This window comes from Alkalihalophilus lindianensis, from assembly GCF_032843265.1.
Lineage (GTDB): Bacteria > Bacillota > Bacilli > Bacillales > Bacillaceae_D > Alkalihalophilus > Alkalihalophilus lindianensis.
The window spans coordinates 81,118-102,401 of the sequence record NZ_JAWJBA010000002.1; the positions used below are offsets into that span (position 1 = coordinate 81,118).

Genomic DNA, 21,284 nt, shown 5'->3' on the forward strand with positions numbered 1-21,284 from the left:
GAAAAGTGGAATTGGCTCGTTTAGGTACGAGGACGGTGGAGGTTTGACAATTAGAAGCGCTTTTTGCTTCGTTTGTCAAAGTGAAGCGGCCCGACTAACTGAGCCAATAAAGCTAGACACGGAAAAGCGGAAAGGCATGTTCTGGCATTCGAAAACTTAGGGGAGGCAATTAGAAGTCGTTCTTTGACTTCGTTTGACTCACAAAAGTTTCTCGAAGGACAATGCCGTGAAGCTAGACACTGAAAGGCTGAGGTGAGTGGTTTGGCATGCGGATGAATTATTAGGAATTTCGCTCATAAAAAATCGGATCGCTCATATATTAGAAATTACGCTCTTATATAAGATATAGCGCACATATCCATCCATATTTCGCACATAATGCCGCTACATTCGCTCAAAAATGGTAAATTCCGCACATACCGCCATACCGCCACAAACAACAAAACACCACCACTAAAAAAGGAGCAGCCACAAGGTCAATGACCTGATCGGCAGCTCCTTCTTTTTTATTCTTGGCTTTTTCCAATTGCTTGGCCAAGATCTTCTAAAATGTCTTCTATTGCTTCTGTTCCAATGGATAAACGGATCATACCAGGTGTAACCCCTGCAGCTAGTTGATCTTCTTCTGTTAATTGCTGATGAGTTGTACTCGCAGGGTGGATAATAAGTGATTTTGAATCGCCCACATTAGCGAGGTGTGAAAATAATTCAACAGAATGAATCAGCTTTTTACCAGCTTCTAACCCACCTTTTAATCCAAACGTCAAAATGGCCCCTTGCCCTTTTGGCAAGTATTTTTGAGCTAAGTCATAGGAAGAATGAGACTTTAAACCTGAGTAGGATACCCAATCTACAGACTGATGAGCCTCTAAAAACTTTGCGACTTCAAGTGCATTTTCACTATGCTGCTTCATACGAAGATGCAACGTTTCTAACCCTTGCAACAATAAGAAAGAATTAAATGGTGAAATGGTGGCTCCTAAATCTCGTAAAAGTTGAACGCGTGCTTTTATAATGTAGGCAATTGGTCCAACTGCTTCTGTATAAACGACCCCGTTATAGCTGGGATCTGGTGTAGTCAGACCAGGATATTTATCCGTTTTCGTCCAATCAAACTTCCCACCATCGACAATCACACCGCCAATTGATGTCCCGTGACCACCAATAAATTTCGTGGCTGAGTGAACAACTATATCAGCACCATGTTTAAATGGTTGTAGTAAGTAAGGACTTGGGAAGGTGTTGTCGACAATTAGAGGTAGGTCGTGATCATGAGCGATCGCTGCTACAGCTTCAATATCTAATACATCGCCCTTAGGATTCCCCACTGTTTCTGCATAGATCGCTTTTGTTTTATCAGTAATGGCAGCCTTGAAATTAGCAGGGTCTGTTGGGTCGACAAAATGCACTTTAATCCCAAGCTTTGGCAAAGTAGTTGAAAATAAATTATATGTACCCCCGTAAAGACTTGCTGCAGAAACAATTTCATCTCCTGCTTCGGCAATATTTAAAATGGAATATGTAATAGCAGCTTGTCCAGAAGCTGTAGCAAGAGCCGCTGCCCCACCTTCAAGTGCTGCCACACGTTTTTCAAATACATCCGTCGTTGGGTTCATCAGGCGAGTATAAATATTTCCAAATTCACTTAATGAAAATAAATTAGCCGCATGATCTGTATCTTTAAATCCATATGAGGTTGTTTGATACAAAGGAACGGCACGTGAAAATGTTGTAGGATCAATTTCTTGGCCAGCATGTATCGCTAATGTTTCAGGACGAAAGTGGTTCTCTTCACTCATCTTAATTCCCCCAAGTATTGTATATATTTATGAATAGATCATATTGATTCAATAATATTCACACTATTCCGACTTGTCAAGTTAGAGTAGTATTCCGCAATGTTCATTCTAGTCTCACAAAAGAAAAAAGAGCGCCGCGGCGCTCTTTTTTATGATTTAGCTACTTTATTAGCTTCTTCCCTTACTTGTGCTGCGTTTACTTGCTCATCAGCATGATAAGATGAACGAACTAGTGGACCAGACTCACAGTGGCTGAAGCCTTTTTCAAGAGCAATCTCCTTAAATTCAGCAAACTCTTCTGGTGTGTAGTATTTTAGAACCTTTAAGTGCTTCTTCGTTGGTTGTAAATACTGACCGATCGTCATGATATCGACGTTATTTGCACGTAGATCATCCATTGTTTCAATAATCTCTTCTCTTGTCTCTCCAAGTCCAATCATTAAGCTTGATTTCGTTGGAATCTCTGGGTTCATTTCTTTAGCACGACGTAAGAATTCTAATGTACGCTCATACGTTGCACGTGCACGAACTCTCGGTGAAAGACGACGAACGGTTTCAATATTGTGGTTCATAATATTTGGTTTGGCATCCATTAATGTTTTTAAGCTATCAAAATTACCTAGCATATCAGATGGTAAAACTTCAATTGTACAGAACGGACTTTTACGACGAATAGCACGAACAGTTTCAGCAAATACAGCCGCACCACCATCCTTTAAGTCATCACGTGCAACCGCTGTAATAACAGCATGCTTTAACCCCATCATTTCAACAGAGTCCGCTACACGTTCTGGCTCTTGTAGGTCAAGTTCAGTTGGAAGACCTGTCTTAACAGCACAGAAACGACATGCGCGTGTACAAACGTCACCTAGAATCATGAAGGTTGCCGTTTTTCTTACTGCCCAGCACTCATGAATGTTAGGACAGCGCGCTTCTTCACAAACTGTATGTAGATTCTTCTCGCGCATCATTTTCTTTAATCCTGTGTACGTTTCATTCGTATTTAACTTTATTTTTAGCCACTCCGGCTTGCGTAAATGTTCTTCTTTTTTTGCCACGCTACATCACTCCATCCGCTTTCCCATATTCTGCATACGAAAATCGACAAACCTCGCTGCATTTATCTTTCTATACTTTATCATGATTATTCGTAAATGACCAAACTCTCGCTCGAAATTTCCATTGATTCACTCATATTTTTCTCTAAAAACTTTGCACACTAGAGAAGAAGGGAATTCCTAGAGGAGGGAATAAAGTGAAGCGAGCAATACAACTATTATTATTGACCTTAATTATTATCAGTTCCACTCCACAACATACTCATGCTAACAATGAAGAACTGAGCCAAGAAGAGATTTTTAAAGGACGGATGGAGCTTTATCAAAAAATGGAGACAGTGACTCAAGTACCTTGGTATTACTTAGCTGCCGCTGACACATACGAGAGAGGCTTACGTCGAGCTCAACGAGATCGTCCAAGAGAAGAAGGATTAATCTCTATTTATTATGAGCCAGAAGTGTGGGCTGGACCAATTAACCCCAATAAAGAAGATACGGATCCTTTGTCCATTAGCCTCTTTAATGGAGTCGGGCTTGATGGGAACGGTGATGGGATCGCAAGTTTAAGCGATGATGAAGATGTACTCTATACATTTGCCAACTATTTAGAACAGTACGGATTTGATGAAGAAGATTTTAGGATTGCCCTTTGGGATTATTACCAACGCGAGCAATCTGTCTCGATCATCCACGGACACGCTACCGTTTATGAGCATTTTGGAAATCTTGATTTAGATGATCATGCCTTCCCTATTCCACTTAACCATAATTACAGTTATAAGAACACATGGGGAGACCGTCGTGGTTGGGGAGGCAGACGTATACATGAAGGTACGGATATTTTCGCTGGTTACAATGTACCTGTCCGGGCAACGGCTTATGGAAAAGTTGAGGTTAAAGGCTGGAATATGTACGGAGGATGGCGTATTGGAATTCGTGACTTAGATAATATTTACCATTATTATGCTCATTTAAGTGGCTTCGAAAAAGGAATTGAAGAAGGAAGCATCGTCTCACCTGGTGATGTGATTGGGTATTGTGGGAGTTCAGGATACGGAAAGCCTGGCACACAAGGTAAGTTCCCACCTCACCTCCACTATGGCATGTACAGAGATAATGGATATACAGAATGGTCATTTGATCCGTTTCCATCATTAAAGTCATGGGAACGAAAAGCCTATCAGGATCGCAAAAAGAAAAAATAAAGGAGTCAGCATTATGCTGACTCCTTGTTTGTGCCTTAAGATGATGCTTTCTTTTGTTTTGCTACTCTGACTGCATTTAAAATACTTAGAGCCATTCCGCCCCAAATGATTAGTATGCCAATAACCATCATGACAATTGCGCTTCCACTCATTATAGATCAGCTCCTTTATCATTTGAATCTGCTGGTACATCTAAGTCGTTCTTTTGCCATTTAAAGGATGCAAACACAAACCCGATCACAATGGCTCCAATTGCAACAACCCAGCCCCAGCTTACGACTAACGATGTTGGGTAGTCTTCATAATTAGAAGTAATATTGGTAATCGTATTCTGAATCGCCATGTACCCAAGAACAATTGGTGTAATGATGCTCAAGCAAACCTTCCACCATAGACCTGTTTTAAAGTCTGATACACCATTTGCATGACCTTGTAGTTCAGGAAGCTTACGAATGAACCAAGAAACAGCGATAACAGATACTAGACCTGCTAATGCTACACCAAACTGGTTGATGAAGTAATCAGCTGTATCTAAGAAGAAAAGTCCGCCCTGTGTAGCAAATAGTAAAGAAATAACGGCTGATAACCCTCCACCAAAGGCAACAGCTTTTGTACGAGAAAGCTTGAATTTGTCTTGAATGCCTGCAACAAATGTTTCAACAATTGAAATAAGTGAGGATAGACCAGCAAGCACTAATGATCCGAAGAATAAGACCCCGAAGAATCCATTCATACCTGGGAATGTATTAATGATTTCCGGGAAGACGACAAAGGCTAAGCCAATACCTGCGCTTGCTACCTCGTCTACACCAACCCCAGATGCTGTTGCCATAAACCCAAGTGCTGCGAATACCCCAATACCTGCTAACAACTCAAAACTCGAGTTACTAAAACCTGTAATAAAGGCATTGTTGTTAATATCCGATTTTTTCCCAAGGTAACTTGAGTAGGTGATCATGATTGCAAAGGCAATCGATAAACTGAAGAATATCTGACCGTATGCGGCTACCCACACCCCCGGCGACATAATCTCACTCCAGTTAGGAGCAAAGAATGCATCTAGACCAACTAATGCCCCTTCAAGTGTTATTGCACGAATAACAATTAATAAGAACATAACGACTAAAAGTGGGATGAAGATACGGTTAGCCATCTCAATTCCGCGTTTAACCCCTTTAAATAAAACTCCTAGCGTAACTGCCCAGACAACTAATAAAGGAATGAATACACCTGGTACAAGTGAGCCGACTTCACCAAGCGCTCCACCTGATAGATCAATGCGTTGAAGGTATTCTCCCATTAAGAATCCACCAGTGTCCTCACCCCAACTTTGATTGAATGCAAAGTACGTATAAGCAATCGCCCACGCAATAATAACGGCGTAGTAAGTTGAGATAACAAAGGCAATCGCTACCTGCCACCAACCAATCCATTCTGCTTTTTTGTGTAAACGAGCATAAGAAAGTGGTGCAGATCCACGGTATTTATGACCTAATGTAAACTCCATAATAAGTAACGGAATCCCCGCTGTTAATAGTGCAAAAAGATAAGGTAAAAAGAATGCTCCTCCACCGTTTTCATATGCAACATATGGAAAGCGCCAAATGTTACCTAAACCGACCGCTGACCCAATTGCTGCTAAAATAAATCCTGCTCTAGTCCCCCATTGCTCTCTAGCCATTTTCGTTAACTCCCCTCTGTTATGTGCTGTGTTCTTTAAATAGTATTCTAAAAATTCTGTAAATAGTATCCGCACAAAAATATTTTTTGTCAAAATTATTTGACAATTATTTCGACAAGTCAATTTAGCGCATCAACGTATGGTAGTATCGTTTTTTTTCAACCCCTCCACCTTTAGAGTTATCAGACTATTCATTTTTTTATTATAATGATTACCCTGGGGTTTGTCAAAATAAATTTAAGAAAAATGTCACATTTATTAAAGGTTTTATTAAATTAATCCATAAAAGAAGGTAATAAGACCCAAAAAAGGCTTCTGCTAGGATGCAGAAGCCACTTTGCTACGCTTCAATTGGCGTAGAGAGCTTTTTCAATATAAGAACGGTAATCACAAGTAAGACGAATGCCGTCAGCAATGTTAAGATCACACTTCCAGTTGCACCAAGTACAAGATAGGAAAGTAACGTAATTACAGCTGCCACAATCGCATACGGAAGCTGAGTAACTACATGGTCAATATGATGACTTCCTGCTCCTGTAGAAGAGAGGATTGTCGTATCTGAGATAGGTGAGCAATGATCTCCGAAAATCGCTCCAGCAAGAACTGCTGCAAGCATCGGAAGCATCATCGTAATATCAATAACGGCAGCCATTTCTCCTGCAATCGGAAGTAGCAAACCGAACGTTCCCCAAGATGTTCCAGTTGAGAATGCAGCAAAACCGGCAATTAAGAATAAAATCGCTGGCAAGAACATTGGGTGGATGTTTCCATCTACTAGAGAAGCAAGATATTGCCCTGTTCCTAAATCACCAATAATCGCAATAATCGTCCAAGCGAATAGTAAGATATAAATAGCTGGAAGCATGGACTTAATCCCAGCCCAGATTGTTGCGCCAAAATCACGTGCTTCAGTCTTCTTCATGAGATTAAGCACTAAAGCAACAGCAAAACCAATTAATCCACCATATAATAGTGATGTTGCGACATCTGTATTTTCAAACGTCGAAAGGATTGTCGCCGCACCTTCACTAGCTTGAATACCTGTAATAATCATGAATGCAACGGTCCCAACAACCAAAGCAACGATTGGCCACACAAGATCGCCTACACGTCCTTTGTCACTAACTTTCAGATCCTCTTGGTCCCCTGGGATTGCACCTGATTCAGGATCAACAAGCTCTCCTGTTTTTATAGCACGTTCCTCATGGACTCGCATTGCGCCAAAGTCCAATTTAAATAAGACGACTGCTAATACTAAACCAATGGCCACTAGTGCATAAATGTTCATCGGAACCATTAGCATAAAGGCTTGCAGACCTTCGTATTGCGTCACACCATGTGTAGTTAGAATCCCTGCAATAATCGTAATGATATAAGCACCCCAGCTCGATACAGGTGCAATAACACACATCGGAGCAGCCGTTGAATCGACTAGATAAGCAAGTTTAGCACGGGATACACGGTGACGGTCGGTTAGCGGACGACTGACATTACCTACTGTTAAACTGTTAAAGTAATCATCAATAAAGATTAAAATCCCCAAAATAACCGAAACCATTTGAGCGCCTACTCGTGTTTTTACACGTTTCATTGCCCATTCACCAAATGCACGGCTACCTCCAGAACGAGTAACAAGTGCTGCCATCATTCCAAGTAACAATAGGAAAAAGATAATATAAAGTTCCCAATCATTGATGGCCCCATCTACAACAAATATAGCTCCTACAATTGAAGCAATTTCAACTACACTATCGACTGGATTGTATCCATTTAGCATCAGTGCGCCAACAATAATACCGACACCTAGTGACAATAGAACTCGTCTCGTTAAAATAACCATAACAAGCGCTAGCACTGGTGGCAGTAACGATAAAATTGAACCTTCCATTCGGTCCATCCCCCTTTGATATAATATGTTGATACAGGGATGTTTCCTATACTCATCTGTATGAGAGTATAAAAAAAGCCAATAACGGTTACCCATTATTGGCTTTAATAAGCACAGGTATCCCCATCACAACAGTAGTTCTCCACAGCTAATCAGCTGTGACAGTGTTACATTTCTTCAATGCAACCCCAGCAGAAAAGTTCTGACTCCTCTTTCCCACTTCGGCAAATGAACCTTTTCACACTTCTCTACGTTGTCATCCTCCAAGTGCGTACTCTTTTACATTCGCGCCTCTACCCCACCATGTTGATGAGGCAACTCACATTATTAAGTTTGCCGAATTATCTTATCATAGTTTTACATGGTTGACAATGTTAATTATCGCCACCTCCTAAGGAAGAACCAGGTGCAGGTACAATCATTCCTCCCCCTTCAGAATAATATTCAGGTACGTCTCCTTGAATATTAATCAAACCAACAGGGATGGTCGTTTTAATCGCTTCTGTATTCGTTGCAAACGGGATAACAATTTTAACGTCGACTACTACATCAAAATTGACTGACATGGTCGTGTTATTAATGCCAGTATTAAATGTTTTCATATTAAGATCCGTCTTCACATCCCCAATCGCTGAGAATCGGACTGGAACTTGCGGACCGAGATGAGCGAGTAGAGCATTATTGGTTGCTTGCCCTAAAGGAATCGTGTAAATAATGCCTCCATCAGAGGTGAAAGCTTCCTCGTTCTCAAATGACACATCAAATGTTTCCCCTTGCTCAATCGCCTTTAAATGACGTTGAACTCGATTGGTGGCTTCTGACAAGATTCTATTATACATCTGCGTATTAAATTGAAGCGTATTATCAGCATCCCTTATAAATAATTCTCCTTGATCAAGATCCGATGCGATTTTTTTCGATACAGCATCATTAATCGCGCGAGTTGCGATGACTCTCGTTTCTGTTGTTGCAATGTGGACAAGTGTGGGTCTAATTCCTTTCTCAATAATCCAAAGTCCTTGCACAGTAAGGATCACAAATATTAAGAAGGATAAGAGCAGCACATACCGAAATGGTAAAGGACCTTTCCGGGGTCTCGATGGTTTACCGAATCTCACGTTGAAAACCCCCTTTGCCTAATGTATATGCAAAGGGGGTGGACAATTTGACTTGTATTTCTTTACAAACGATTACTTTTTTCTCTCATACACACAGAAAGTATGTGGGTAACGGTTCTTTTCATCTACAATGCCTTCATCTGCTGAGAGGAGTTTCCATTCTTCTTCCTTGATTTCAGGAAAGAACGTATCACCATCAAATGTTTCATCAATATGGGTGACGTATAAACGATCGACCTCATCCCAAAATAACGTAAAGAGCTCAGCTCCACCAATAATGAAGCATTCATCCTCTTCCTTGGCAAGCTTCACAACATCAGCGACTTGATGCACAACGTCGCATCCATCAGCTGTATATGCTGTATTCCTAGTAAGGATCACGTTTCGACGTTTAGGTAGTGGTCGTCCAATTGATTCATACGTTTTGCGTCCCATCACAATCGTATGCCCTGATGTGACTCGTTTAAAATGAGCTAAGTCTGCTGGCAAATGCCATGGCAAATCATTGTCTCGTCCGATTGTGCGTTCTTTATCCATTGCGACGATATAGGAGATCATACAGATACCTCACCTTTGATATGTGGATGAGGATCATATTCAGTAAGCTCAAAGTCATCGATGGTAAAGTCAAAAATAGATGTAACTTCCTTATTTATTTTCATTTTCGGCAGTGATCTTGGCTCTCTTGTAAGCTGTAGCTTCACTTGTTCCATATGGTTCGAATAAATATGTGCATCTCCAAATGTATGAACAAACTCACCAGGCTCAAGGTCTGTTACTTGAGCGATCATCATCGTTAAAAGAGCATAGGAAGCAATATTAAATGGAACACCGAGGAAGATATCAGCACTACGTTGATAGAGCTGACATGATAACTTACCATCATTTACGTAAAATTGAAACAAGCAATGACATGGTGCAAGTGCCATCTCATCAATTTCAGCAGGATTCCAAGCACTCACAATCAATCTTCTAGAGTCAGGATTCGTTTTGATCTGCTCCACCACTTCTGAAATTTGGTCTATTACTTTCCCATTTGCGCCTTCCCATGAACGCCATTGTTTACCGTATACAGGACCAAGATCTCCAGATTCGTCTGCCCACTCGTTCCAAATACGCACATTGTTTTCTTTTAAGTAAGCAATATTGGTCTCACCCTTTAAAAACCATAAAAGCTCATGGATGATGGAACGTAGATGTAGTTTCTTTGTTGTAAGAGCAGGAAAACCATCTCCTAAATCAAATCGCATTTGATAACCAAAGGTACTAATTGTACCTGTTCCTGTTCGATCTGACTTTTCTTCCCCTTCATTGAGTACATGCTCACATAGCGTAAGATACTGTTTCACTCTCGCTCATCCCCTTTTAATTTGCAGTTGCTAATGTAGTTTCCGTTTCAATAATAGTCGTATCCAAATACTCCATTAAGTCGATATCATACGTAAGTTTAAGTTTTCTTCCACTTTCGCTAAATACACGAATCACAGGTCTGGTACTCATTTGTTTATTTTGCCTAATCACTATCGCCAGGCGACCATCATTTAACTTTACGGTTAAACCGACTGGATAGAGCGCAATGGTTTCTCGAAATGTCTCGACAAGTCCTTTATCAAAAAGAATGCCTGCACCTGAATAAAGCAATTCAAGTCCTTCATGAGGGAGCATCGGCTTCCTGTATACCCGATGAGATGTAACCGCATCAAAGACATCCGCTATCCCAATAATTTTAGCATAAGGATGAATGAGATTGTCTGTTAGGCCTCTAGGGTAGCCATTTCCATCAAGTCGTTCATGATGCTGAAATGCGCAATGAGCGGCTAGCAGCGGGATATTAGGTACATCTCGTAGAAGATCAAATCCTGCTTTAGGATGTGTTTTGATCAGTTCAAATTCTTCCTTATTTAAGCGTCCTGGCTTATTCAACACTTCAATTGGAACGGCGATTTTCCCTACGTCATGCAATAGGGCTCCAAGTCCGATCTCATTTAATTGTTTTGAGGAATAGCCCAGCTTCGTCGCAAGTCCTAATGTGTAAATCGTTACATTGAGTGAGTGGGTGAATATGTAATGATCATAAACATACGTTTCTGAAAGCATAGCTAAAGCGTCTGGATTATGTTTAATGTCTGCTAGAATCGAATGAACAACCGTAGAGAAATTTTGGCTTAATTGATCAAAATTCACTGTCTTTTTTAAAATAACTTCTTCACTAATTATTTTAAACTCTTCTTTAATCGTTTTAATCGCCCGCTTCTTTGTCTCGTCACGTATAACCGAATCAACCATAATATCATTCGTCAATTCGTCCTCAATATAGATATAATGGATGCCCATTTCAACTAAACGAGTTAATAACCGCCCAGTTAATACCGCTCCCCTAAAAAGTAAAATTTGACTATTATCGTTATAAATATCTCGTCCTAACTTTGCCCCAGGCTCAACACTTTTAACAGCAACCAATCGCATCTAGCTCACCCTAATCCTCGTGTCATTTACACTTTTCTCTTACAAAGTGTAACGCAACTACGGGATAAGGTGAAGGGGATTTTATATGAATTAGCTTATATTTTATGAACAAAAAAGCCTCCGATACGCAACCAACAGTAGATTGTGCATCTAAGGCTTCATTTATTACTTGTACTTCATTTTTAAAAGAGCGTCTTTTCCCTTCATCCCAACCGTTATGCCCAACTCTTCAGCTTCAAGTGTCACCGACTCAAGCGGAGCCTCTAGCAGCTGCTCAATCGTTCTTACACCCACTGCACGCCCTGCAACAATCTTTCGTTCTTTAAGCTTTGCGTTTAGTAGACCAACATCAAGAGCACCGCACATAATATAACCAACATCATTCGTAACAGCCATAAAATTCGTTTTAGGCAGTTTTAACGTAACTGCTATAAACGTTTCATTTTTAATGGTAATAGGTGTCATTTCAAGCATGTTCTCTCACACTCCCCTTCTAGCAATCATCCGTATTCATTACTACGATATGACCTAGAAAAGAAATGAGTGAACATCCACTATGCCCAAATTTGTCCTAGCTTCCACCTGAGCACATCTCGTAACAATTCAGGCATGTAATAGGTCTTCTTTTTGGAATCGGCAATCGCTGGGTATAGATGGCCGAATGTATACATATCAAGTGTGGCAATCGTATAAATCTTGGTTAACTCAATTGGTCTTCCTTCAATCAAAATGTCGAGAACCTGCTCATTTTGATCCAGCTCCACTTCAATACCAGTGAAGATCATTCTCCCTAAAATCTTCCCGCGAAATCCAAAACCCTTTAATGCCAGAGTTCTCATCTCAGAAGAAAATGCTCGAATGATCGTCTTACGTAACGCTTCACCTGATAGTTCCACCACACATGGATTAATCGGGTGCGGGCATGATTTGTGAATATCACGTTTTGTTACAGGTCCTTTTTCAAACGTATCAAGAAGTACACCGGCATTCATCATTCCGATGCTCTCTTTGCACCATTCCGTCAAGGCATCACAAAGTAATTGAGGAGCTTCTGATTCGTCTTGCCAGGATACACGCAATGAAGTTGGTAAGGTCGCTACTTTTTCATTTAAAACCTTTTGAGCATCTATTAAGAGCTGCTCTAGCAACTCTACCGTTTGCGGGTCTTCTACTTCTAAACTCCTCGGGTCAATCAACTCTGCTTTATCTGCTACAACAGAGTGAGTCGTCATATCGACGTCAATGGTGATCTTCCCAAGAAAGGCCCCATGCTTTCCGGCTTGAGCAATTAACGTCCCATAACGTCTCTTCCCTTTTTCTAACACATGATGGGTATGGGCTCCTAAGATGACATCGATTCCTTCCACCTTCTCTGCTAACTCTTCATCTCGAAACAATCCAAGATGAGAAAGGACGACAACAACATCTACTTTGTTTCGAACCTCTCCGACCCATTCTTTAATGGCATCTATCGGCGGGGTAATCTCCCAGTTAAGCTGCTTATAAAATTGACTAAAAGGTGCCGTAGCTCCAATAAAGGCGATCTTCACTCCATTATCCGTATGATGGATTTCATATGGTTTTGCCCATTTCGGACGCTCGCCATTCCTTTTGAAGAGATTAGAGACCAATACAGAAAAGTTCGCTTGATCGTACAACGTGTCTAACTCCTCATGAGAAAAAGTAATACCTTCATTGTTACCAATCGTAGCATAATCGACGTTTGCTTCGTTTAAAAGCAACGTATTTCCCTTTCCTGCTGTAGCCTCCGTCATGAGATGGCTGCGGTCTGCATGGTCTCCTAATTCGAGATACACACTATTTGGATCTCGATGTTTTTTTATGTAGGCAACAAGCTTTGCCCATGTTTCAAATCCACTATGAATATCATTCGTGTGAAATAATGTAACTCTTTCTATAGACATTGTTGCTCCTCCCTATGCCCCGCTCATTCCTTGATAAATCAAACGTATTGCAGCAATAATTAAAAAGATTCGTAGTGCAAGTAATAATGCATTGCCAGATAAGCGTCTGTTAATCGCTGCTCCTGCTATTCCTCCGATGTACGCACCAGGAATTAAAGCTAGTGCATATAGCCAGTTCACATTCCCAAGTACAATATGCGAAATTGAACTCGTTAAAGCCGAAAGTAAAATCATAAACATCGATGTCGCAACTGCCATATGAGGAGGAAAATGAAAGAGAATGATCATCGCAGGCACCATTAGAGAGCCTCCTCCAATCCCAAATAGACCAGATAACATCCCTACAAAAAAAGCGATCATAATGGCAAGAACAGGACGGTAGCCATATACACGCTCCACCCCAAGCTCGTCTGTGTATGGATATTTCATTCCCTTTTCAGACAAGGGCCTTGGCTTTAAATAAGGACGAATAAAGAGCACTGCGGAAACGATAATCATAAAGATCCCAAAATAGATCATAAAAGGCTCGACTTCTAAAAAGCGATTCAACCATACTCCAACAAGCGCACCTGGACCACTTCCACAAAAAAAGAGTAATCCGCTTTTATAATCTACTTTCCCTTGTTTCATATACGCTAAGGTTGAAGATAACCCTGTGAAAATCATAATTAATAATGATGTACCAACAGCGACTTGCGGGGTAATGCCAGCTAATATACCAAGAGTGGTGCTTAAAATTAAGAGTGCTGGCACGACAATAATTCCACCACCCAATCCCAGTAAACTTCCAAATGTACCTGCTATAAGGCCGACAATGATGAGTACTATCCACTCCATAAAAAGGACCGTCCTTTATTTTTCTTTTATCATTCCGAAAATAAATCAAGTTGCCTAGGAGCAAGCCCTGTGTATTCAATGTCCATTAAAGAAATCATCTCTTGGGCATTGCCAGCAGCATCTCCCCCTGAGTTATTATTAAAAATCATGTAGATCGTTTTCGACTCGTTTTTAAGTTGTTCTAGGTTTCTCTTCCATTCCTCAAGTTCATGCTTTTTATACTGATATAAATAGCGTACATCTCGCCACTTTCCGTTCCCAGGATCATTCCAACCATGACGATTTCGACCGTGCATTCGAATTAATGTCTTTTCTTCATTAGTCGCATGCAACACGGTTGGAATTGAACCGATACCTGCCTGTGGCTCATCGCAAATGCTATGAATCCAATTTTCTTCTTTCATAAAGGAAAGGGTTCGTTCTCTCATGTCTGTTGTAAACCAAGTCTGGTTGCGGAATTCAAGTGCACAAGGGATATCCTTTAATTGTTCTTTGACATAACGTATGTAATCAACATGCTCTTTCTTGCAATCAAACCAAGGTGGGAATTGGCATAGAACCATCGCAAGTTTTCCAGCTGTTAGAAGAGGTTGAAGTGACGCGATAAAAGCTTGAAACATCTCTTCTCTTGTATCAAATGGGGCTGAGCCTTTCTGGTGTCCGGTCATTCCTTGATACGCTTTCACAATAAATTGAAAACCAGGTGGTGTCTCTCTTGCCCATTTTTCCATGTTACGCAATGGTTGAACAGCATAAAAAGAAGAATCTAATTCAACAATCGGAAAAAAACCTGAATACGTCTCAAGCTTAGCATGACTTGGTGTCCCCTCATATAAATCATCATGATCTCCCCAACCCGCTAATCCAATATATATCAACGAACTCACCTTTCCTTTTTGAAGAAGATAAAGTGTAATAATTGTGTTGCTGCTAGTAAATGACGTTTAATCGCCAAAGGCTGTAATATGTAGAAAAGAAAAGCGAATCCATTATGGACCCGCTTTTCATACGTGCAAAGCACGTTCTCAATCATAATCCAATCCTTAACCGATTGAACCTTCCATCTCGAACTTGATAAGACGGTTCATTTCAACGGCATACTCCATTGGAAGTTCTTTTGTAAATGGCTCAATGAAGCCCATTACGATCATTTCTGTTGCTTCTTGCTCAGAAATACCACGGCTCATTAAGTAGAAGAGTTGATCTTCAGATACTTTTGAAACCGTCGCTTCATGCTCAAGTGTAATATTGTTATTTAAGATCTCATTGTATGGGATCGTATCAGATGTTGATTCGTTATCCATAATCAATGTATCACACTCAATTTTCGATTTAGACCCTTCAGATTTACGACCGAAGTGACAAATACCACGGTATGTTACTTTACCACCGTGCTTTGAAATTGATTTTGAAACGATGGTTGAAGAACAGTTCGGCGCCAAGTGATGAACCTTTGCACCAGCATCTTGGTGTTGTCCTTTACCCGCGATAGCGATTGAAAGGATCGTACCTTTTGCTCCTTCACCACGCATAACAACTGCTGGGTATTTCATCGTAAGTTTTGAACCGATGTTACCATCAACCCATTCCATTGTTGCACCAGCATCTGCAACGGCACGCTTTGTCACGAGGTTGAAGATGTTTGGAGCCCAGTTTTGGATCGTAGTGTAACGGCAATATGCGTTTTTCTTAACGATGATTTCAACAACCGCACTGTGTAGTGAGTTTGTTGAATAAACAGGAGCTGTACAACCTTCTACGTAGTGTACAGAACTATCTTCATCCGCAATGATTAGCGTACGCTCAAACTGACCCATGTTCTCAGAGTTAATACGGAAGTATGCTTGAAGTGGCGTATCCGATTTAATCCCTTTTGGCACATAGATGAAAGATCCACCTGACCATACAGCAGAGTTTAATGCTGCGAATTTGTTGTCAGTTGGAGGAATAATTGTACCAAAATGTTCTTTGAAAATTTCTTCATGCTCGCGTAGAGCTGTATCTGTATCAGTGAAGAGAATACCTTGTTCAGTAAGCTCTTCTTTCATGCTGTGGTAAACAACCTCTGATTCATACTGAGCCGATACACCTGCAAGGTACTTTTGCTCAGCTTCAGGGATTCCAAGCTTATCAAATGTGTTTTTGATTTCTTCAGGAACTTCATCCCATGACTTCTCCGACTTCTCAGATGGCTTTACGTAGTACGTAATGTCATCAAAGTGAAGTTCTGATAGATCGCCACCCCATTGAGGCATAGGCATTTTATAAAATTGCTCTAACGATTTCAAGCGGAAATTAAGCATCCATTCAGGCTCGCTTTTCATACGTGAAATTTCTTCCACGATCTCACGAGTTAAACCACGTTTTGAACGGAAGATTGATACGTCACGATCCGAGAACCCGTATTTGTATTCACCGATTTCAGGCATTTTTTTAGCCATTTCGGAAAACCTCCTTTGATTGGTGCTTACTCTCACTATAACAAAAGCGAGAGTAAACCTCTATTCTTTTTCGTTTAGGCCTTTCTCCATTGCTTTCCATGCGAGTGTTGCACATTTGATACGCGCTGGAAATTTCGAAACCCCTTGAAGTGCTTCAATATCGCCTAAATCAAAACGATCTTCATCATACTCTTTTCCAAGCATCATGTTGGAGAAGATCTCAGACATTCCGATCGCCTCCTCAGCTGTTAACCCTTTTACGGCTTGAGTCATCATTGATGCAGAAGCTAGGCTGATTGAACAGCCCTCTCCTACAAACTTTGCTTCAGAGATACGATCGCCTTCTAGTTTCATTTGAATCTGTATACGATCACCACATGTCGGGTTGTTCATGTTGACTGTTAATGTGTCTCCATCAAACTCGCCACGATTTCGTGGATTTTTATAATGATCCATAATCACCTGTCGATACAAGGTATCAAGGTTATTAAAAGACATCGCCAAAGTACTCCTTTGTTTTTACTAAGCTCTCTTTGAGGGTATCTACATCTTCTTTTGAATTGTAAATGTAGAAGCTAGCTCGAGCCGTTGCTGTTACGTCAAGCCATTTCATGAGTGGCTGAGCACAGTGGTGACCTGCTCGAACCGCAATTCCCTCTGCATCAAGGACAGTTGCCACATCATGAGGATGAACATCATCTAAATTGAATGTCACAACGCCTGCACGATGCTTTGGTCCATAAATTGTCATTCCATCAATCTCGGAAAGACGCTCCATTGCATAGAGAGCTAGCTCATGTTCATGCTTTTCAACTTCATCTAGACCAATCTCATTGAGAAAATCGATGGCAGCACCTAGACCAATTGCTCCTGCAATAATCGGTGTACCGCCTTCAAATTTCCAAGGTAACTCTTTCCATGTTGATTCTTGAAGACCAACGAAGTCAATCATCTCGCCACCAAACTCAATTGGTTCCATCTTGTTTAGTAACTCTTTCTTACCATACAAGGCACCAATTCCAGTCGGCCCACCCATCTTATGACCTGAGAATGCGAAGAAATCACAATCTAAATCACGTACATCGACCTTCATATGAGGGGCACTTTGCGCTCCATCAACAACCATAATCGCACCATTACGATGAGCAATCTCTGCAATTTCTTTAACAGGATTAATCGTACCAAGTACGTTTGACACTTGCATCACTGAGACAATCTTTGTTTTTTCACTGATTGTCTCTTCTACATCTTTAAGATCAATCGTACCGTCGGGTTGAAGTGGCAAATACGTTAATGTTGCACCAGTCGCGCGCGCTACCTGTTGCCACGGGATGATATTGCTGTGATGCTCCATCGGCGTGATGACAATTTCATCACCTGCCGAAAGATTAGCACGACCATAGCTTCCTGCTACAAGATTTAGTGCAGTTGTGGTACCACGAGTAAAGATAATCTCTTCAGCTGATGTTGCATTAATAAACGTACGAACCTTCTCACGAGCTCCTTCATATTCATCGGTCGCCATTGTTCCTAGTGTATGAACACCACGGTGCACATTAGAATTATAACGACGATAATAATCATCAAGCTTCTCAATGACGGATGCAGGCTTTTGTGAAGTCGCTGCACTATCAAGATAGACAAGAGGATGTCCGTTTACATGTTGGTCAAGAAGCGGAAAGTGTTTCTTGATCTCAGCTACGTTCATTACAGAACTTTCCTTTCAATTGCTTCACGCAATTGCTCTTTTACTGACTCGATCGGTAATTGAGTGACAACAGGAGCTAAGAAACCATGAATAACAAGTCTTTCCGCTTCTTTACGAGAGATACCACGGCTCATTAGGTAGAACATTTGAAGTGGATCAATACGACCTACAGAAGCAGCATGACCTGCTGTTACATCATCTTCATCAATAAGAAGAATTGGGTTCGCATCTCCACGCGCTTTTTCACTTAGCATAAGAACGCGCTCCGTTTGTTCACCATTTGATTTCGTAGCACCATGCTCAATCTTTGTAATCCCGTTAAAGATTGCTGTTGCGGAATCACGCATAACACCATGCTTTAAAATATATCCTTCAGAATTCTTCCCGTGATGGAAGATCTGTGTTGTGAAATTTTGTTTTTGGTTGCCGCGACCAATGGTAACAGTTTTCGTATCAGCCCAAGAACCATCCCCTACTAGATGAGTTGTGTTCTCAGACACTGTGTTTCCATCGTTCATTTGACCAAGCGCCCACTCTAGACGTGCATCACGGTCAACATGTCCACGACGTACAACATACGTAGTCACATTGCTTGAAAGATTGTCCACTGCTCCAAATGCTACTTTAGCTCCTGGTGCTGCATATACTTCAGCGACAATGTTTGCTACTGTTGCCTCTTCACTAAGTGATACATAGTTTTCGACGTATGTGACAGAGCTATTCTCTTCTGCTACAACGATTACATGGTTGAATAAACCAGCATCCTTTGCACCAATCGCATAAACCGCTTGAAGAGGTACTTCTACTTCTACATTACGTGGCACATAGATAAATGCTCCTCCATTAAGTAACGCAGCGTGTAGAGCCGTTAGACGGTTCTCATCAACTTGAACAGCTTCACCGAAAAGATATTTCTTCACAAGGTCCTCATGCTTAGCTACAGCCGTTGCAAGATCTGTGAAAATAACACCTTTGTCCGTCAATTTTTTAGAAGTCTTCGTGTATACAGTTGAACCATCTTGTTGAGCGAGAAGGGTTTCTACTTTATCTTCTTCACCAACAAGGTTACGAATTCCCTCAGCAAGAGAAGCGATATTATCTGCTGCTTTTACTTCAGCAAGGTTATAGCTACCAGCTGTGAAATTCCATTTATCTATTTTCGTTTTTTCAGGTTTCGGAAGAGCAAGCGTATCAAAAAGCTCTGCTCCTTTTAAACGGATGTCTTTAAGCCATGTTGGCTCATTGCGTCCATCCGAGAATGCTTGAATTTGTTCTTTATCGAACGTTACTTTTGTCTCGATTGACATACATACCCACCCTTTACTGTTGATTCATTGATTTGCATCAATTCTTGATCGTACAGATGAAACTAGACTTAAGCTTCTTGGTTTACGTTTACACGCTCATCTTCAATGCCAAGCTCTTCTTTAATCCAATCGTAACCTTCTGCCTCAAGACGTTGAGCTAACTCAGAACCACCAGATTTAACGATACGACCTTGCATCATAACGTGTACTTTATCAGGCTTGATGTAATCAAGTAGACGTTGGTAGTGAGTAATGATTAAGCAACCAAATTCAGAACCACGCATTGCATTTACACCTTTAGATACAACTTTTAGTGCGTCAATATCAAGACCAGAATCGATCTCATCAAGGATTGCAAGTTTTGGCTCAAGCATCATTAGTTGAAGAATTTCATTACGTTTCTTCTCTCCACCAGAAAATCCTTCGTTCAGGTAACGTTGTGCAAACTGTTGATCCATTTCAAGAAGATCCATTTTCTCATCTAGCTTACGGATGAATTTCATTAAAGAAAGTTCTTCGCCTTCTTCACGACCTGCATTAATAGCAGAGCGTAAGAAATCTGCATTCGTAATACCACTAATTTCAGAAGGGTATTGCATTGCTAGGAAAAGACCAGCTTGTGCACGCTCGTCCACTTCCATTTCAAGTACATCTTCACCGTTCATTGTTACAGATCCACTTGTGATTTCATATTTAGGGTGTCCCATAATTGCAGATGCTAGTGTTGATTTACCTGTACCATTTGGTCCCATGATTGCGTGAATTTCTCCACCGTTAATTTCAATACTGAAGTCTTTAAGAATTTCCTTTCCTTCAATTGAAACGTGTAAGTTCTCGATTTTTAAGAATGGTGCTGACATCTCTATGACCTCCAATTTATTTTGCTTTATCTAAAAGCAGTGTGATTTCGAGTTATATCGAATTATTCTCAATCTATTCTCATTACAATCTTATAACAAATCCAACGTAAGTTCAAGGTAACAAGACTGTCATCTCTTCATTATATAGTAGAGTGATTTATACAGAAAGAGAGTGGCACCTATTTGGTACCACTCTCCTTATATAATTTTCTTCTTCTATTCTATGCGTGTTGTTGATTGAATTCTTTCGCAATCTGGTTGCAGCGTTTGTAATCTTCCTCACGAGCTTTTTCAATTTCCATTCTTTTGTCTAGACTTCGGTTGTACTCAGCATAACCTATTCCATGTGCAGAATGCATTGCTTTTTCCATATCACTCGTATACGCAGCGTCTAATGATTGGATAGTAAATCAATCCCTTCTCTTTTGATACACGTATCTTAACATGATCGCTTTAATTGACCAAAGTGCAAAAAAGAGCTTAAGACCCCTTAAATGGGATTCAGTTCACCTGCGACATTGTCAGAAAACTTACCATTACGATAACTCCGGATTACGTCATTTTTCAGCTCATCCCAATTATTGCTGCATTTGACTACCTTTGCCACTAAGGTCGGTCATCGCTTCTTGCACAAGGGTTACAGCCTGACTCATGGCAGCTCCACCACCAAAAGCCGCGGTCACACCTAGTGCTTCTAAGATCTCATCTTCTGTGCACCCTTGATCCAGACAGCCTTTTGTATGATAAATAATGCAATATTCATCTTGAGCAAACACACTAATACCTAACGCAATCATTTGCTTTTCTTTTTGCGAAAGCTTTCCTTTGGCAAAACAGGCCTCAGTGAACGCATTGTATTTCTTTGCAATGTCAGGCATTTTTTCAGTGAAGTGCCCTAAGCCTTCTTTATACTCATGTAGCGCCATTTGAATGGCACTTGATTGTTGTTGCTGCTGATCCATCTACAATCCCTCCTTAAGTTGATTCCATT

Annotated in this window: 21 protein-coding genes and 1 riboswitch; of the genes, 1 reads left to right on the forward strand and 20 read right to left on the reverse strand. The window is 40.8% G+C overall.

Annotated features, from left to right (window positions below):
• Positions 1-506: 506 nt before the first annotated feature.
• Together RYX56_RS07175 and lipA are read right to left on the reverse strand one after the other, a co-directional pair.
• Positions 507-1,799 carry a homocysteine synthase gene (locus RYX56_RS07175; RefSeq protein WP_317121401.1) on the reverse strand — a complete coding sequence of 431 codons (1,293 nt, stop codon included), beginning with the start codon at positions 1,797-1,799 and terminating at the stop codon, positions 507-509.
• 149 nt (positions 1,800-1,948) lie between these two features.
• A complete protein-coding gene (lipA, locus tag RYX56_RS07180; RefSeq protein ID WP_317121402.1) occupies positions 1,949-2,857 on the reverse strand; it encodes a lipoyl synthase in 909 nt (302 codons plus the stop codon).
• A gap of 197 nt (positions 2,858-3,054) precedes the next feature.
• Between lipA and RYX56_RS07185 the strand changes: the two genes are divergently transcribed.
• Positions 3,055-4,062, forward strand: coding sequence for a M23 family metallopeptidase (locus tag RYX56_RS07185; RefSeq protein ID WP_317121403.1), 1,008 nt, complete (start codon positions 3,055-3,057; stop codon positions 4,060-4,062).
• 35 nt (positions 4,063-4,097) lie between these two features.
• Here the strand turns inward: RYX56_RS07185 and RYX56_RS07190 are convergent, their stop codons facing one another.
• The 18 genes from RYX56_RS07190 to RYX56_RS07275 all read right to left on the reverse strand — a co-directional run bounded on the left by RYX56_RS07190 (position 4,098) and on the right by RYX56_RS07275 (position 21,255).
• Positions 4,098-4,214, reverse strand: coding sequence for a methionine/alanine import family NSS transporter small subunit (locus tag RYX56_RS07190; RefSeq protein WP_082153780.1), 117 nt, complete (start codon positions 4,212-4,214; stop codon positions 4,098-4,100).
• Positions 4,214-5,743: a sodium-dependent transporter gene (locus tag RYX56_RS07195; RefSeq protein ID WP_317121404.1), complete on the reverse strand. Its 1,530-nt coding sequence runs from the start codon at positions 5,741-5,743 to the stop codon at positions 4,214-4,216. The genes RYX56_RS07190 and RYX56_RS07195 overlap by 1 nt, the downstream gene beginning before the upstream one ends.
• 340 nt (positions 5,744-6,083) lie before the next feature.
• Complete coding sequence (locus RYX56_RS07200) at positions 6,084-7,631, reverse strand: Na+/H+ antiporter NhaC family protein (protein ID WP_317121405.1); 1,548 nt, start codon at positions 7,629-7,631, stop codon at positions 6,084-6,086.
• Between the two features lie 127 nt (positions 7,632-7,758).
• A riboswitch (Lysine riboswitch) is annotated at positions 7,759-7,935 on the reverse strand.
• Positions 7,936-8,005: 70 nt separating this feature from the next.
• The gene (gene yunB / locus RYX56_RS07205; protein WP_047974008.1) at positions 8,006-8,749 is read right to left on the reverse strand and encodes a sporulation protein YunB; all 744 of its coding nucleotides are present in this window, start codon (positions 8,747-8,749) and stop codon (positions 8,006-8,008) included.
• A 72-nt stretch (positions 8,750-8,821) separates the two neighbouring features.
• The gene (locus tag RYX56_RS07210) at positions 8,822-9,307 is read right to left on the reverse strand and encodes a dihydrofolate reductase (RefSeq protein ID WP_317121406.1); all 486 of its coding nucleotides are present in this window, start codon (positions 9,305-9,307) and stop codon (positions 8,822-8,824) included.
• Positions 9,304-10,098: a thymidylate synthase gene (locus RYX56_RS07215; RefSeq protein ID WP_047974006.1), complete on the reverse strand. Its 795-nt coding sequence runs from the start codon at positions 10,096-10,098 to the stop codon at positions 9,304-9,306. The genes RYX56_RS07210 and RYX56_RS07215 overlap by 4 nt, the downstream gene beginning before the upstream one ends.
• Before the next feature lie 16 nt (positions 10,099-10,114).
• Positions 10,115-11,215, reverse strand: a complete 1,101-nt coding sequence (locus RYX56_RS07220) for an HD-GYP domain-containing protein (protein WP_317121407.1) — start codon at positions 11,213-11,215, stop codon at positions 10,115-10,117.
• A gap of 165 nt (positions 11,216-11,380) precedes the next feature.
• Positions 11,381-11,689, reverse strand: coding sequence for a YunC family protein (locus RYX56_RS07225; RefSeq protein ID WP_317121408.1), 309 nt, complete (start codon positions 11,687-11,689; stop codon positions 11,381-11,383).
• A gap of 80 nt (positions 11,690-11,769) precedes the next feature.
• On the reverse strand, positions 11,770-13,140 hold the full coding sequence (locus RYX56_RS07230; protein ID WP_317121409.1) for a bifunctional metallophosphatase/5'-nucleotidase: 1,371 nt from the start codon (positions 13,138-13,140) through the stop codon (positions 11,770-11,772).
• 12 nt (positions 13,141-13,152) lie between these two features.
• Entirely contained in the window at positions 13,153-13,977 is an 825-nt protein-coding gene (locus RYX56_RS07235; protein WP_317121410.1) for a sulfite exporter TauE/SafE family protein, read from the reverse strand.
• Positions 13,978-14,006: 29 nt separating this feature from the next.
• Positions 14,007-14,855, reverse strand: coding sequence for a DUF72 domain-containing protein (locus RYX56_RS07240; protein ID WP_317121411.1), 849 nt, complete (start codon positions 14,853-14,855; stop codon positions 14,007-14,009).
• A gap of 165 nt (positions 14,856-15,020) precedes the next feature.
• Positions 15,021-16,418, reverse strand: coding sequence for a Fe-S cluster assembly protein SufB (gene sufB / locus RYX56_RS07245; RefSeq protein ID WP_317121412.1), 1,398 nt, complete (start codon positions 16,416-16,418; stop codon positions 15,021-15,023).
• A 60-nt stretch (positions 16,419-16,478) separates the two neighbouring features.
• Positions 16,479-16,916, reverse strand: coding sequence for a Fe-S cluster assembly sulfur transfer protein SufU (gene sufU, locus RYX56_RS07250; RefSeq protein WP_317121413.1), 438 nt, complete (start codon positions 16,914-16,916; stop codon positions 16,479-16,481).
• Complete coding sequence (locus RYX56_RS07255) at positions 16,906-18,126, reverse strand: cysteine desulfurase (RefSeq protein WP_317121414.1); 1,221 nt, start codon at positions 18,124-18,126, stop codon at positions 16,906-16,908. Before RYX56_RS07255 ends, sufU begins: the two co-directional genes overlap by 11 nt.
• Positions 18,126-19,433, reverse strand: coding sequence for a Fe-S cluster assembly protein SufD (sufD, locus tag RYX56_RS07260; protein WP_317121415.1), 1,308 nt, complete (start codon positions 19,431-19,433; stop codon positions 18,126-18,128). Before sufD ends, RYX56_RS07255 begins: the two co-directional genes overlap by 1 nt.
• A 68-nt stretch (positions 19,434-19,501) precedes the next feature.
• Positions 19,502-20,293, reverse strand: a complete 792-nt coding sequence (gene sufC, locus RYX56_RS07265; protein ID WP_317121416.1) for a Fe-S cluster assembly ATPase SufC — start codon at positions 20,291-20,293, stop codon at positions 19,502-19,504.
• 221 nt (positions 20,294-20,514) lie between these two features.
• On the reverse strand, positions 20,515-20,652 hold the full coding sequence (locus RYX56_RS07270; RefSeq protein WP_317121417.1) for a YuzK family famiily protein: 138 nt from the start codon (positions 20,650-20,652) through the stop codon (positions 20,515-20,517).
• A 219-nt stretch (positions 20,653-20,871) separates the two neighbouring features.
• Entirely contained in the window at positions 20,872-21,255 is a 384-nt protein-coding gene (locus tag RYX56_RS07275) for a carboxymuconolactone decarboxylase family protein (protein WP_317121418.1), read from the reverse strand.
• Between the last annotated feature and the right edge of the window lie 29 nt (positions 21,256-21,284).

Bases quoted from the DNA above. Each gene is read 5' to 3' on its own strand.
- RYX56_RS07225 (WP_317121408.1), bottom strand. From the start codon at position 11,689: ATGCTTGAAATGACACCTATTACCATTAAAAATGAAACGTTTATAGCA.
- RYX56_RS07175 (WP_317121401.1), bottom strand. From the start codon at position 1,799: ATGAGTGAAGAGAACCACTTTCGTCCTGAAACATTAGCGATACATGCT.
- RYX56_RS07220 (WP_317121407.1), bottom strand. From the start codon at position 11,215: ATGCGATTGGTTGCTGTTAAAAGTGTTGAGCCTGGGGCAAAGTTAGGA.
- RYX56_RS07210 (WP_317121406.1), bottom strand. From the start codon at position 9,307: ATGATCTCCTATATCGTCGCAATGGATAAAGAACGCACAATCGGACGA.
- sufC (WP_317121416.1), bottom strand. From the start codon at position 20,293: ATGTCAGCACCATTCTTAAAAATCGAGAACTTACACGTTTCAATTGAA.
- RYX56_RS07270 (WP_317121417.1), bottom strand. From the start codon at position 20,652: ATGCATTCTGCACATGGAATAGGTTATGCTGAGTACAACCGAAGTCTA.
- sufD (WP_317121415.1), bottom strand. From the start codon at position 19,433: ATGTCAATCGAGACAAAAGTAACGTTCGATAAAGAACAAATTCAAGCA.
- RYX56_RS07235 (WP_317121410.1), bottom strand. From the start codon at position 13,977: ATGGAGTGGATAGTACTCATCATTGTCGGCCTTATAGCAGGTACATTT.
- RYX56_RS07275 (WP_317121418.1), bottom strand. From the start codon at position 21,255: ATGGATCAGCAGCAACAACAATCAAGTGCCATTCAAATGGCGCTACAT.
- RYX56_RS07195 (WP_317121404.1), bottom strand. From the start codon at position 5,743: ATGGCTAGAGAGCAATGGGGGACTAGAGCAGGATTTATTTTAGCAGCA.
- sufU (WP_317121413.1), bottom strand. From the start codon at position 16,916: ATGTCTTTTAATAACCTTGATACCTTGTATCGACAGGTGATTATGGAT.
- RYX56_RS07255 (WP_317121414.1), bottom strand. From the start codon at position 18,126: ATGAACGTAGCTGAGATCAAGAAACACTTTCCGCTTCTTGACCAACAT.
- sufB (WP_317121412.1), bottom strand. From the start codon at position 16,418: ATGGCTAAAAAAATGCCTGAAATCGGTGAATACAAATACGGGTTCTCG.
- RYX56_RS07190 (WP_082153780.1), bottom strand. From the start codon at position 4,214: ATGAGTGGAAGCGCAATTGTCATGATGGTTATTGGCATACTAATCATT.
- RYX56_RS07200 (WP_317121405.1), bottom strand. From the start codon at position 7,631: ATGGAAGGTTCAATTTTATCGTTACTGCCACCAGTGCTAGCGCTTGTT.
- RYX56_RS07230 (WP_317121409.1), bottom strand. From the start codon at position 13,140: ATGTCTATAGAAAGAGTTACATTATTTCACACGAATGATATTCATAGT.